This window comes from Streptomyces sp. NPDC001709 (genome assembly GCF_053596375.1).
In genome coordinates this window covers 16,555-28,614 of sequence record NZ_JBSFGB010000047.1, presented here as the reverse complement: position 1 = coordinate 28,614, position 12,060 = coordinate 16,555, and the positions used below count along the sequence as shown (strand labels likewise).

Here is a 12,060-nt window from a genome sequence, read left to right as displayed (position 1 = left end):
TGCTCAACCGGCTCCCTTCCGGGGCCAGGACGTCGCTCTGCGATGAGGGCGCGCCACGTCCCTCGTAGGGGCCTTGTGGGCCGTCGCACGGGGTGCCGCTCAGCGGGGCGTCGACGTGGCCCGGGCCGGGTGCGCAGGTTGTCGGCGCGCGGGCAGCCACGGCAGACGGAAGGACGGCTTTGCGGTCAGGGCGTCTTTGGTGCGGCGGTGGAAGGCGAGCAGGCCCAGGAACGCGGCGCCGGCGAACCACAAGAACTGAACGGCCAGATCACCGGGCAGCCACTCGCGGGTGAAACCCGCGGCCGAGGCAGCCTGCATGGTGCCGTAGGTAGGCAGGAACCGCACGACCTGGCTTCCGGCGCCGCCGCCGGCCAGCGGATTTTGCAAGCCGACATCCACGAGGCTGGTCATGACCAGGGCGAACATGCCCTCCACCTCCCGGCGCAGCAGCGAGCCGAACACGACGCCGAGCGCCCCGTAGGTCATCGCTCCGCAGAACAAGGCAGCGGCGAGCAGCAGGGGCTGGCGCGGGCTCCAGGCCAGGCAGAGCACCGCGGTGGCATAGGCGGCGATGGCGCCGGAGGCCAGGGTCAGCGAGGTGGTCTTGGCCAGGACGAGATGGATGCGGGGGTAGCCGGCCATGGCCAGGCGGCGGTCGAAGCGCCCGCCGTTGAACGTGACGGCGAACATCATGAACCCGGTGATCAGGGTGACGGCGTTGATGGCGCCGGTGATCTGCGTGATCTGGTTTCCGGCCGGTGCCAGGAGCTGGCCGGTCGCCCGCAGGCGGAAGGTCAGGTGCCTGCTGGGGATGACGGCGTACGCCAGGCTGATCCAGCAGGGGATGAACAAGGCAACCAGGACCATGGCGAGCCTGTTCCGGGCGTGTTCGACCAGGTCGAAGCGGACTGCTGTGACGAACAGGTTCAGGTGCCGCCTCACACAGTCACCCCCTCAGCGGGGCGCAGCACGCCACCCTGAAGGCGCCACAACTCGTCCAGGCGCTCAGCGTCATAGGCCAGGTGCGAGACGACAAGCACCGAGCGGCCCGCATCGCGTAATCGGGCTGCCAAGTCCCAGAAACGGTGGTAGGTCTCCCAGTCGAAACCCTGGTAAGGCTCGTCCAGCAGCACCACCTGCGGGTCATGCATCAGCGCCAGGGTCAGGTTCAGCTTCTGACGGGTTCCGCCGCTGAGCAGTCCGGCACGTTCATCGACGTACTCCGACAACCGCAACGCGTCCATCACCTGCCCGGCGTGCTGCAGATCCGACAGCCCGCGCGCGACTCGGAAGAACTCCAGATGCTGGCGCACGGTCAGCGCCTCGTTGACCACCACGTCCTGCGGGCAGTAGCCGAAACGGCCCTCATGACGGACCGTGCCACCCAGCGGGCGCAGCTCACCGGACAAGATCTTCAACAGCGTTGACTTGCCCGCACCGTTCTCCCCGACAATCCCGGCCAGCACTCCAGGCCGTAGATCAAGGTCGAGGCCCCGCAAGACCTCACGGCGACCGTATGCGTGACGCACATCCCGAACTTCCACTACACCCCCGCGCCCGAAGACGGTGGCACGCTCCTGCTGCTGACCACTCGCCAGCACAACAAGGCTAGGCACCACGTACGGCCAAAACCGGGGCAAGATCGTTTATTAGCCCGCACGAGTGAAGACCGCGAAGTAATCGGCGCTCGGTTCCGGGGCATCGCCTGCGTTGCCGAACCGGCATGCGAGGCGATCGCACGGCGACGCGCGACCGTGACGCTTCAGCCCCCTTCAAGCTCCCTCCGGCGGACCCGCTTCGTCGTTCGTGCAGGCAGCGAGGTAGTCCGTCCAGCTGTCTTGGGCGAACCGAGCCCACCTGTGGGCGCTGCTTGCGCTGACGCCCGGGCGGTCTCCTGCTCGGGGTTTGCGGTGCGAGGGCCGGCGGGCGTCTTGAGGACGCGCGGCAGATGGACGTGCAGGTGCTCTATTACGACCTCGCGGCCGCGGTCCCGGAGTTCTCGGGCCAGGAGTTCGGTAAGACCGCTGGCACTTTTCCGGACTAAGACCCCAGCAGCGTCCCCGGAGTACAGCACGGCCGCCGAAAGCCAGCCGGGAGGCGTAGATCTTGATCCTGGCCTGCCATAATCAGGCGGTTTCCCCAGGGGGTGGGGTTCTTCAGCATGGGAGGCGACGTGGCTCTCTTCAGACGCCGCAGACACGAGGGTCCTGATTGGGTCACGGACCTGCCGAGTGCAAGTCGGACATCGCGAAGGTTCTACCAAGCCCTGATCCAGCAGTACCTGAACGTGATCAAGATGCACCCGCCGACCGGGTCCTTGGTCAAGGCAGGCACGTGGGATGGCGTGAGGCAGCTGGCCCAACTCCACGACACCAGGGTGAAGCAAGCTGCCTTCGACGTCCGTGGGGTCGACATGTTGAGCCCGGAGGTACAGGCCGCGATCGGGATCGGGCTCAATCAATTCGCCGAGTACTACGGCGTACGAGGCAGCCTCGTCAGAGCCTGGGGTGTTACCGAGATCCTCAACAAGCGCTTCGAGGCCGCGTGGCAGCCGTCAGAACGGAACCGCTTCCAGTGGCAGTGGTGGACAGAGCAGACCATCGCCTTCGCATGCATCCTGCACCCCGCGAATGAGGGTGAGCCCGTCATCGACGGGATGCTCCTCTTCGATCACGTCACATACGAGTTCACGCCTGACTCCGAGTTTCAGGAGCAGGTGCACTGGGACCGACGCCAGGTCCGCGACGTGGACGAGCCAGCCAATGGTGCGACGGTTCTCCACCTAGCCCCAGCAACCGGCTACTCGCATGCCGACATCGCCAGCACGACACTAATAGTGCGCGAGACCGCAGATGGGCCAGTCTTCACTGACCCCAACCAGCCTCTGCGACGTTCCAAGCCACGGCCCAACTGGGGTTCAGTGGGCTGAGCCTCAAGGCCGCGCCGTCCGCGTATGTCAGGGACGTGAGGTATCGGTGAACACGGGCATGCCGAGGTCGACGAGTTGCGGTCGGCCGTCGGCAGGGGCGCGTTTAAGGCTGTTGAGCTTTGCCACGGCGGCGTCGAGGCTGACCTGGAGTCCTTCGACTTCTCCGAGCCAGCCGTTGGCGTGCGCTTCGCGGACGCGTTCACGGAGGTTCTGGATGATCTCGATCAGCCGGGATCGCTGCCGTGGGTCGATCTGGAGGACGGGGCAGCGGATGCAGGCGTGTTCGTGCTTGCAGGGGGTTCCGTAGGGGCGCCCGCAGGTGCCCAGGGAGACCTTGCGCAGCTCGAAGTGCTGCTGGAAGTCGCGCCACTCCTGCTCGGTGGGCTCCCGGTACTCTTCAACGGGCCGTTCGGCCCGTCGGCGGTCGAGGAAACCGCGGTAGGTGCGGATCAGGTCGTCCTGGAAGACCGCGAGGTATGCCTGAGTGGTCGTCAGGGTCTTGTGTCCGAGGATGCGGGCGGCGATGTGGACGGGCAGTCCGCCGGTCACGGCCTCGGTCGCGAACATTCTCCGGAAGTCGTGGGGCGTGTAGCGCATCGGGTTGCCGGCCTGGTCGCGCAGCCCCACCCGTTCCAGGGTCTTGCGGAGCAGGCGGGCGACCGTGTTCTGGCCCATGACCTGCGCCTGCCAGTAGTGGCGGCGCTGGAAGAGGTGCGGCAGCAGTGGCCCGGTGACGCGTTCGTGGTCGTCGTAGCGGGCGACGAGCGGGATCTTGCCGCCGTTGGCGTCCCGGAGGCGTTTGATGATCGTGGCCAGGACGCTGGCCAGTTCCGGGCTGACCAGCAGCAGCCGTTCCTCGTTGCTCTTGGACGGCACGATCTGGAGCAGCGGGACGATCTCGCCGGTGTCGGGGAGCTTGTAGGAGACCAACGCGAGGTGCGTGATCTCGGTGAGTTCCTCAACGCGTACTCCGGTGTGCCGCAGGGTCTCGATGACGGCCCAGGCCCAGAACGCCTCATCCTCGGCCATGCTCTGGTTGATCCGCTTCGTGCTGCCCTCGGCCTGGATGTAGACATGCGGGGTGACGTGGTCAGGGCGGCTGGTGACCTTGTGGGCTGCGGGCAGGACCCGCAAGTAGCGGGCGCCCTCGTGGTCGAAGTACGTGTCGAACTCGGTAGCCTTCGCGGCAGCCAGCAGCGCGGCGGTCTCGTCCCGTTCGCGCTCGGCGGCTTCGACCAGGTGCCCGAGGTGGGGGAGCCGCTCGCGGACTCGCTGGTGCATGCGGGCCTGGGTCTGGGCCACGGCCTTGAAGTTGCCCGCACCGTCACCGCGGCGGATCGGGCTGGGGCAGGCCCACTGGGCCCAGAACGGATCCTCGTGCGCCCATTCCTGGATGTCGAGGTAGAAGCCGCGGATGCGCATCATGACGTCGTAGCGGGAGCGGCGTTCCACCACCTCACCGCTCTTGTTGACGTAGGTGAGCAGCCGCTGCTTCCAGCCGTCGACCACTTCCTCGGGCAGGCGGAGGGTGTCGATGCCGGGGTGGTGGGCCTCGATGTCGGCCCAGAACACGCCGGCCAGCTCACGGGCCAGGCCGACGAAGGTGCCGTAGTCGACGCCGGGACGGCGTTCTTCGAGGTAGCGGACCAGCAAGTTGCGCACGGGTGTGCTCTGGAGGTTGTAGTAGTCGACCAGTTCGGCGGTGGGGCGCTGGCCGTGCCGTAGCGCGTCCTTGAGGGTGTCCTTGGAGTGGATCACCCCGGCGCCGCGGAGCAAGTCCCAGGCGCTGTGGGTGCCGTCATAGGAGTAGCCGATGGCCCGCCGTCCCCAGGCCCGCGCCTCGAAGACGTCTTCGGCGGTGAGCTGGTCGAGGTCCCGGCCGGTGTGCAGGATCATCTTGGAGATCACGCGCAGGCCCTCGTCGACGTGGCGGCCAGTCATGCCCAGCTCGCTGCCATGGCGGCGCATCTGCTCCAGCGTCCCGGGCGGGAACATGCGCTGGACGTCCTTGAGCAGCGCCATGGCCTTGTAGTTGCGCATGAACTCGTAGTCGGGCAGCACAATGCGGCTGATGAACATGCTGTTCAGGCCGCTCAGCAGCGTTGACCGGCGCCCCTGATAGCTGTGGCCGTTGTCGGTCCGGGCGAGTACCTGCTCGATCCACTCCTTGCCGCGGTCGGCGTCGGCCGCCCTCCAGCGGGCCTGCCAGCCGTCCCCGGGGTGAGTCAGGAGCCAGTCGAGGACCTGCCCAGCCCCGATCAGACGGTTCCGGCTCAGTGTCCGGCCGTTGGTGTAGTCCTGCGCCGGCCAGACCGGGGAGAGCGGCAGCAGGGTCAGGACATCGTCGCGTCCCAGACACTCGTGGGGGCCGACACGCTTCTCGTACGCCTTCACGTCATGTGCGACGAACAGACGCCGCTCGGGGGTGGGACCGGTGCCCGCGAGCATCACACGGTTAGCGCGGCGGCTCATACCTGACCACCCCCGAACAACACGTCCAGGTCGCTGGCTTCGTAACCGCCCGCCACTGCCGGCGGCGGGACTTTCACCCGGTCCTTCAACTCGGCCAGATGCTCCTGAACACGACGGATGACCTGGGCTTCCTCCTCCACCAGGTAGACGTCCGCCGTGGTGGACAGGTGGGCGTGACCGAGGATCGTCTGCACGTCCCGCAGCGACAGGCTCTCGTCACGGGCCATGCGCAGGGCGGCCGTATGACGCAGGTCGTGCATCGACCAGTTCGTGCCCAGCAGCGCGTTGACCCGGCGGAACACCGCCCGAAGCGCCTCATAGTTCATGACCTGGTAGGCCAGCCCCTCGCCATGGTCACGGCGGCGCAGGGTCCACCACAACGGGGCCTGCGGGGCCAACGGCGGGCCTTCGGCCAGGTAGAGCCGAATCCAGACGAACGCCTCCGGACTGGCGGGCAGCCACTGCTCGGCGAGCGTGCCCTTGCGCACGACACGCACGAGCTGGTCGCCCCAGTCGAGATCGACCCCGCGCACTCCCAGCAGTTCCGAGGCGCGGGCGCCATTGCTGACGGCCAGGGCCAGGATCGCCCGGTCCCGGTTCGAGCGCAGGGCCGCGAACAGCTCGTTCCACCGTTCATCGGGCATCTGCCGCGGGCGCCGCCTAGGGACCTTGGGGTTGTAGCGCAGCCGCCCCTCGCCCCGGTAGGGCTCCAGCGGATTGTGGTGGGCGTGCGGCCGGCGCCGGTCGGACCGCGCCAGCGGCACCGGGTTGACCAGCGGGCCGCCGCCGGTCTCGATCCAGAAGTCGTAGAAGCTGCGCAGCACCGCGTTGCTGTGCCGGATCGTCCGTGGCTTGTAGCGGTCGTCCAGGTACGTTTTCTTCGTGATCGGATTCGTGGTGCCCGCGATCGCTGCGGAATGTGTCCGCGCCGACCTGCGCGGCTTCCTCGCGGCCCGGAGCCACAGGACGAAGTCCCGTACCTCAACCGAGGTCGCGCGGTGCCACTCGACATCGACCACCCGCAGCCACCGCCACCAGCGCAGCAGGTCATAGGCGTAACTGCGTACGCTGCCGTTCCGGTTATCCCGGGCGATGAAGTCGATGAGGAACCTGCGGACCGGCTGCACGACCTTCCCCTCCTCATCGAAGACCAGCCAGGGCACGACACCTGGGTCCGTAGCCACCCGCCCCCACTGCGGGAGCTGGATGGCGCGGACGTCACGGGATTGCTCATTCAATTCCGTTGCGCTCCTTCGTCGTCGGGATGCGCAACGTCTACCGACTAGGCCAGGCGGGGGATGCGCTCCCGCTCGGCGTGTCCTGCGGTAGTCCGGTCAACGTCTCGGTGCCGGCCTCCCGCACAACCGATGGCGATGCGGCTGGGGCCGGCGGGCAGGTCGGCGTAGTCGGCGAGGTTGACGAGCAGCTCGCGGGCGCCGGGGGTGTTCAGGACGACGTCCTGGACGCGGGGGTTGAGGCCGTCGAGGTCGAGGATGTCGCGGGCGGCGGCCGGGTCGCGGAGCCGGTCGCGGACGTCCTCGATCCGGTCGGCGGCGGGCGGGACCGGGGAGCCGTCCGGCCCGGTGGGCAGGTGCAGGTAGCCGAACGAGGTCAAACGGATCGGGTGCAAGGGTGCCTCCTGCTCGGGTAGTGAAGGGCGGGAACGTGCGAAGCGCCGCGCCCGGCCGGGAAGGGAGGGGCGCGGCGCTCCGGGGCGGTGCTACTGGGTGGTGGTGTCGGCGACTACGAGGAACTGGTCGGTGCGCAGGTCCATGACGGCCTGTGCGTTGGTGCCCTGGGCGCGCTGGGCGGCGGCGTACTCTTCGGCCGGCCAGGAGCCGCGGGGGCCTCCGGCGGGGAACCGCTCCAGGACCGTGCGGGCCTGCGTGCTGGTGGTGGCCATCAGGCGTCACCGCCGTTCACGCGCTCGTGGATGTCGATGAGGGTGGCGATGGCGTCGGGGTTGTCCGCCAGGCCGACCCACTGCCCGAGCGCGGTGAAGACGGGGACCTGGTCGCGGTCGGCGTCGAAGATGACGCAGTAGCCGCCGTACCGGTCCATCACCATGTCCCGCAGAACCGGGATGAGTCCGGTGTCCAGGACCTCCAGGGCGTCGACGGTGAGCCGGGCGGGCTCGCCGGGTGCCGGCGGCTGGACCAGGGTGCCGGTGACGCGCAGTAGGTCGCCGGGCTGTGTGCCGTTCAGCAGCTCGTGGGTGATCCGGGGGTCGCCGCTGGTGCAGGTGACGACCGTGTCGGGGGCGTCGTCGGGGAGCGCGTCGATGTCGGCGGGTCGGACGATCAGGTCGAAGGTGGCGGTCCCGCGCGGGCCGGGGGCGGGTATCGCGTCGACCCAGCCGTCGACGGTGCAGTGCTTGGTGTCCATCAGTTGGCCTCCGCCAGGGTCTCGGTGGGGCGAGGGGAGCGGGGTCGGGTGGTGCGCTGTGCGATGTCCAGCAGCTCGCGGTTGCGTCGCTGCTGTGCGGGCGTGAGCGGGCGGGCCTTTGCGCCGTGGCGGTGCCAGAGCGGGGAGGCCGGTGGCTCGGGGTAGGCGAGGGCGTGGTCGACGTCGCGGTCGGTGCTGCTCATGGAGGTCCTCCAGGTGGAGGTCAGGCGTGGTCGCCTTGGCCCTTGGACTTGGGCTTCGGCGCGAGGTCGGAGGCGAACCGCCCGAGGCGGGCCTCCACGGGGTTGGCGGTGATCCAGTCCTCAGCGCATGCCTTGTGCACGGGCTCGCCGGAGTGGGAGCGCATGGGTGTGGGCTGGCCGCACAGCGTGCAGGGGAGGTCCTGCCAGCGGTCGAAGTGCTGGCCGTCGCGCCAGACGAGAAGCTCGCCGGGAGCCGGGATCAGGCCCGGCTCGAACGGCGGCTTCTGCTTCGTGCGTCCCTGGCGGGTCACGGTCGGAAGGCGGGCAGCTGCTGGAACACGCGGTCCAGCAGGTCCTCGGTTGGCTTCCAGGGCCCGAGCTGCCCGGCGGCGGGGACCGATAGCGGCAGCTCCTGGACGTCCTGGAGGACCAGGTGCCAGCTGCCGGCCTGCGCCCACGGGGTGCAGGGCTCGGAGCCCTCGGGGTCCTGGTGGCAGTCGACCAGGCGTGCGATGCCGATCACGGCTCCGGTGGTCAGCTCGCGGCCGCGGATCGTGCGGGCGATCAGCGGGACGCGCAGGGCGGGCCGGTCGATCCGCTGGCCCGCGTGCAGGAGCATCCAGCCGCGCCAGCTCCAGGGCTTGGGTCGGTTCTCGATGCCCTTGGCGCCGGTCAGGATGCAGGTGGCGTGCGGCTGCTGGACGCTGATGCCGCGGATCCAGTCGCCCTGCGGGAGGGTCGCGGTGCTCATGCTGCCCGCCCCCAAACCGCCGTTCCCGGACGTCCGGCACGGCGGCCGTTGACGGACGGCACCGTGGTGTGCGCGGGCGAGGCGACAGCGGCGCGGCCCGAGTGCTTGCCGTCGTACAGGGCCGCGTCGGCGGCCCGCTGCAGCACGGTCAGGTCGCGGGAGCCGACCGTGCGCGGGGTCGCGGCACCGACCGAGGCGGCCACGTCGACAGTGCGGCCGTCCTCGAGGACGACCGGGGTGTGCAGCATGCGGACCAGCTGCGCGAGGCGCTGTTCCAGGCGTGCGGCGGGCAGAACCAGGACGGCGGCGAACTCATCGCCTCCGAGGCGGCCGGCGCAGGCGCGCGGGCCCGCCCACGCGGTGAGCCGCGCGGCGGTCGCGGTCAGGACGGCGTCCCCGGCCGGGTGCCCGAAGTCGTCGTTCACGGCCTTGAAGTGGTCCTGGTCGACGATGACCACGGCCGTGTCGTCGCGGTGGCGGGCCAGAAGCCGGCGGGCGCGGGCGGTGTAGGAGTCGCGGCGCAGCAGGCCGGTCAGCGGATCCTTCCGGGTGGCGGCGAGCTGCTTGTGCAGGGCGACGGCGTGCACAGCCCAGCCGGTCAACGGCAGGGCTGCAGTGGTCAGTAAGAGTGCGCGCTGCCCGATTCGGGCCTGCACGCGCAGGACGGAGTCCATACTGGGGATCTCCCTCTCTCGTCTAGTACGGGGTGGGTAGGCCCGGGGCAGGCGGCTGGTTGGACGCCGTGGCGCCTGTCCCGGGGCGGAGCTACAGCTCGAAGTCGCTGCGGCTGGTCCAGCTGACGGGGTTGTGCCAGAGGTCGGCCCTCGCGGCGGGCCACTCCATCTGCCAGCCGGGCCGGAGCCCGCGCGCTCCCCAGCTGTCCGGCTGCTTGCCGGGGATCTCCAGTCCGGCCGTGTGCGCGGCGAGCGCGGCGTCGTACACCTCGTGCGCGCGGCGCAGGGCCGCGGCCGGGGAGTCGGCGACGCCGGTGAAGACGTGCAGTCCGCGCCGGTCGGGGTGGTTGGTGTCGTGTATGGGGACGTCGACCTCGTAGATCCGCAGGCGCATGACGTCCATCTCCTTCCTGGCTGTCCGGGGTTGAGGGGCCACTGCGACCGCCCCGGCCTCGAGGTGCGGGGCCGGGGCGGCACAGAGTGCGCTCAACTTGCGGTTCAGCTGGCAGTGGCGATGGCGTCGTGCAGGTGGGTGCGTGCCCGGGCCAGGAGCGAGGGCTGGTCTGCGGGCGAGTTGGTCAGCGCGTCGGTGAGGTAGGTGACGGCGGAGTCGAGGTCTTCGCTGGCGTCCTGCCAGTTGCCGAGGCTGGACGCGCTGAGGACGTCGCGGACTTGTTCGACCAGCTCGATGAACGCAAACGCAATCGGCTTGGTCGAATGCGGCGGCTGCTCTCCGATGAGAGCGGCGAGGTCTGCGGCGAAGCAGTCGCGGAGCGCGGCGAAGGTGTCAGCCTTGGTCTGGGTGGTCACGGGGCCTCCTGGTCAGTGGTCGAGCCGGATCGTGATGGGCCGCCGGGGGTCACCGGCGTGGACGGTGCGGCGATGCGCGGCACGGCCCGCGGCCCCGCCCTGGATCGGCAGCTGGCAGTCCTCGCAGCCGTGCCACCACTCATCCCCGGCCGGGAGTTCGGCCGGGGTGAGCGGGTGCGGGTGCGGGCCGTCGGCAGCGCGGCTCACGCGACCGCGTCGGCGTACGGCGCTTCCAGGTCCGTGCGGCCCTCTGGGTCGTCGTCCTGGTCGTCGTCGACGCCGTCGCCGTGGACGGTGCAGATAATGTCCGGGTCGTTGTCCATGGCGCCGGTCAGCGCCTTGTGCAGGTCGGTGACCGAGTAGACCGGCGCCCACGCCTGCCCGGCGCACTCCGGGTCGACGGGGCAGGGCAGCAGGACGTCGAAGCCGAAGTCGCCCTCGCCGTCGACGTCGTTGCGGAACGCCAGGGTGAGGTACTGCTGCCCGAGGCGGATCTCCGCGACGCGGTCCCGGCCGGTCACCAGGTCCGAGCCCGGCCGCCACCGCCACAGCGGCAGGATCTCCGGGCCGAAGAAACGGCGGACCAGGAGCAGGTCGCCCAGGCCCTCGCTGCCGTCGCGCCCGAGGTCGGCCTCCCGGGCCTGCGAGAGCCGCTTCAGGAACGGCTCCAAGCGGTACAGGGAGTCGGCGAACAGGACCTCGTTGAAGCCCTCCGCCTGCAGCGACTGGTGGGAGTGGACCATCGCCCTGTGCTGCGCGCGGACGGTGTCCTCCGGGACGGTGCGGTTGGCCGGGCGCGGTCCCTGCCGTGCGACACAAACGTCGACCGGGGTGGTCACGAGGACCGCGATGGCAGGCATGTTGTGCCGTTTGGCGGCGGCGACCAGCGGCTGCCTGGATTCGCGGGAGACGTTCGTGGCGTCGACGACCGTGAACAGCCGCCGGGCCATCCGGCGCTCCAGGATCAGGTGCAGGACGTCCACCGCGTCGCCCGTTGCCTCTTGGCAACCGGCGTGGTCTTCCCTGTTGCATCGGCGTGTTGAAGCGGATCGAGCAGGGGTGAATGAGTCGTACGTTCTGGGTGTCGGCAGCTCGCCGGGTGGTGGGAGATCGGGTGCCGGTTCTGGCTGGGTGGGAGGACCTGGCCGTACGTGAGGATCGCGTTGGGATTCATCCCACGCCCGGCTGAATCTCGCCCCAGAGGCAGTGCCCGGCCCTCGTGCCACGGCCGCTCTCTCGACGAAACCAAAGACAACGGCAGAGCGTGTCTGATGGAGTGATGTGCTGAAGACATTGGTGTGGTGCGTGGCCCCAGTTCGGGACTGATCTCTCAGGGGGAAGGGCGAGGATGCTGTCGGAGGCAATGACCGCGCTGGCCGCGGCGGGAGGCACTGCGGTGGTGCAGGCCGCAGGCACGGACGCGTGGGCAGGGATACGCCAGCAGGTGGCCCGTTGGTTCGGTCGGGGGAATCCGCAGCGCGAGCAGGTCGAGATGGAGCGCCTCGATCAGACCGCGGCCGAGCTGGAGGCGGCTCGGCCAGCCGAGGCGGAGCAGGTGCGCATCCGTCAGGAGGCGGTGTGGCAAGGCCGGATCGAGGCCCTGCTGGAAAGTCTGGAGGACATCGAGCGGGCCCGGGTCGTGGATGAGCTGCGCACCCTGCAGGCCCAACAGACCTCCCACAGGACTGTGTTGGCCGGCCAGAGTGGGCTGGCCGTCGGCGGAGACGTGAACGTCCAGGCCGACAACGGGTCCGCCGCCGCTGTGACCATGGGGGACGTGACACTGGGAAACCCTTCCCAGCCGGGTCCGCACCAGGACTGAGCGCACCCGGTACC

General features: G+C 69.6%; 16 protein-coding genes and 1 pseudogene. 2 read left to right on the top strand and 15 right to left on the bottom strand.

What is annotated here, in order from left to right; genetic code table 11:
• Window positions 1-99: 99 nt before the first annotated feature.
• The gene (locus tag ACWC0C_RS41170) at window positions 100-942 is read right to left on the bottom strand and encodes an ABC transporter permease (protein WP_450869726.1); all 843 of its coding nucleotides are present in this window, start codon (window positions 940-942) and stop codon (window positions 100-102) included.
• The gene (locus ACWC0C_RS41165) at window positions 939-1,544 is read right to left on the bottom strand and encodes an ABC transporter ATP-binding protein (RefSeq protein WP_450869725.1); all 606 of its coding nucleotides are present in this window, start codon (window positions 1,542-1,544) and stop codon (window positions 939-941) included. The genes ACWC0C_RS41170 and ACWC0C_RS41165 overlap by 4 nt, the downstream gene beginning before the upstream one ends.
• A 743-nt stretch (window positions 1,545-2,287) precedes the next feature.
• On the opposite strand from ACWC0C_RS41165, the gene ACWC0C_RS41160 reads away from it, so the two are divergent.
• Window positions 2,288-2,929, top strand: coding sequence for a hypothetical protein (locus ACWC0C_RS41160; protein ID WP_450869724.1), 642 nt, complete (start codon window positions 2,288-2,290; stop codon window positions 2,927-2,929).
• Window positions 2,930-2,956: 27 nt separating this feature from the next.
• Here ACWC0C_RS41160 and ACWC0C_RS41155 read toward each other — a convergent pair whose 3' ends face one another.
• The 13 genes and pseudogenes from ACWC0C_RS41155 to ACWC0C_RS41095 form a co-directional block, all read right to left on the bottom strand.
• Entirely contained in the window at window positions 2,957-5,401 is a 2,445-nt protein-coding gene (locus ACWC0C_RS41155; protein WP_450869722.1) for a tyrosine-type recombinase/integrase, read from the bottom strand.
• Window positions 5,398-6,639: a tyrosine-type recombinase/integrase gene (locus ACWC0C_RS41150; protein ID WP_450869720.1), complete on the bottom strand. Its 1,242-nt coding sequence runs from the start codon at window positions 6,637-6,639 to the stop codon at window positions 5,398-5,400. The genes ACWC0C_RS41155 and ACWC0C_RS41150 overlap by 4 nt, the downstream gene beginning before the upstream one ends.
• A gap of 44 nt (window positions 6,640-6,683) precedes the next feature.
• Window positions 6,684-7,031 (bottom strand): RapZ C-terminal domain-containing protein, encoded by a 348-nt coding sequence (locus ACWC0C_RS41145; protein WP_450869719.1) that lies wholly within the window; start codon window positions 7,029-7,031, stop codon window positions 6,684-6,686.
• Window positions 7,032-7,121: 90 nt separating this feature from the next.
• On the bottom strand, window positions 7,122-7,304 hold the full coding sequence (locus tag ACWC0C_RS41140) for a hypothetical protein (RefSeq protein WP_450869717.1): 183 nt from the start codon (window positions 7,302-7,304) through the stop codon (window positions 7,122-7,124).
• Window positions 7,304-7,786, bottom strand: coding sequence for a hypothetical protein (locus ACWC0C_RS41135; RefSeq protein WP_450869716.1), 483 nt, complete (start codon window positions 7,784-7,786; stop codon window positions 7,304-7,306). The genes ACWC0C_RS41140 and ACWC0C_RS41135 overlap by 1 nt, the downstream gene beginning before the upstream one ends.
• The gene (locus tag ACWC0C_RS41130; protein WP_398490283.1) at window positions 7,786-7,989 is read right to left on the bottom strand and encodes a hypothetical protein; all 204 of its coding nucleotides are present in this window, start codon (window positions 7,987-7,989) and stop codon (window positions 7,786-7,788) included. The genes ACWC0C_RS41135 and ACWC0C_RS41130 overlap by 1 nt, the downstream gene beginning before the upstream one ends.
• 20 nt (window positions 7,990-8,009) lie before the next feature.
• Window positions 8,010-8,300 carry a hypothetical protein gene (locus ACWC0C_RS41125; protein WP_450869714.1) on the bottom strand — a complete coding sequence of 97 codons (291 nt, stop codon included), beginning with the start codon at window positions 8,298-8,300 and terminating at the stop codon, window positions 8,010-8,012.
• A complete protein-coding gene (locus ACWC0C_RS41120) occupies window positions 8,297-8,740 on the bottom strand; it encodes a hypothetical protein (RefSeq protein ID WP_450869713.1) in 444 nt (147 codons plus the stop codon). The genes ACWC0C_RS41125 and ACWC0C_RS41120 overlap by 4 nt, the downstream gene beginning before the upstream one ends.
• Window positions 8,737-9,414 (bottom strand): GGDEF domain-containing protein, encoded by a 678-nt coding sequence (locus ACWC0C_RS41115; protein WP_450869712.1) that lies wholly within the window; start codon window positions 9,412-9,414, stop codon window positions 8,737-8,739. Before ACWC0C_RS41115 ends, ACWC0C_RS41120 begins: the two co-directional genes overlap by 4 nt.
• Before the next feature lie 91 nt (window positions 9,415-9,505).
• Window positions 9,506-9,808, bottom strand: coding sequence for a hypothetical protein (locus ACWC0C_RS41110; RefSeq protein WP_450869711.1), 303 nt, complete (start codon window positions 9,806-9,808; stop codon window positions 9,506-9,508).
• Window positions 9,809-9,912: 104 nt separating this feature from the next.
• Entirely contained in the window at window positions 9,913-10,224 is a 312-nt protein-coding gene (locus ACWC0C_RS41105) for a hypothetical protein (RefSeq protein ID WP_450869709.1), read from the bottom strand.
• Window positions 10,225-10,236: 12 nt separating this feature from the next.
• Entirely contained in the window at window positions 10,237-10,431 is a 195-nt protein-coding gene (locus tag ACWC0C_RS41100; protein WP_450869707.1) for a hypothetical protein, read from the bottom strand.
• A pseudogene (locus ACWC0C_RS41095) lies at window positions 10,428-11,243 on the bottom strand (AAA family ATPase); the annotation flags it as partial. The gene ACWC0C_RS41100 and the pseudogene ACWC0C_RS41095, both read right to left, overlap by 4 nt.
• Before the next feature lie 344 nt (window positions 11,244-11,587).
• Between ACWC0C_RS41095 and ACWC0C_RS41090 the strand changes: the two are divergent.
• Window positions 11,588-12,046 carry a hypothetical protein gene (locus ACWC0C_RS41090; protein ID WP_450869706.1) on the top strand — a complete coding sequence of 153 codons (459 nt, stop codon included), beginning with the start codon at window positions 11,588-11,590 and terminating at the stop codon, window positions 12,044-12,046.
• Window positions 12,047-12,060: the final 14 nt, after the last annotated feature.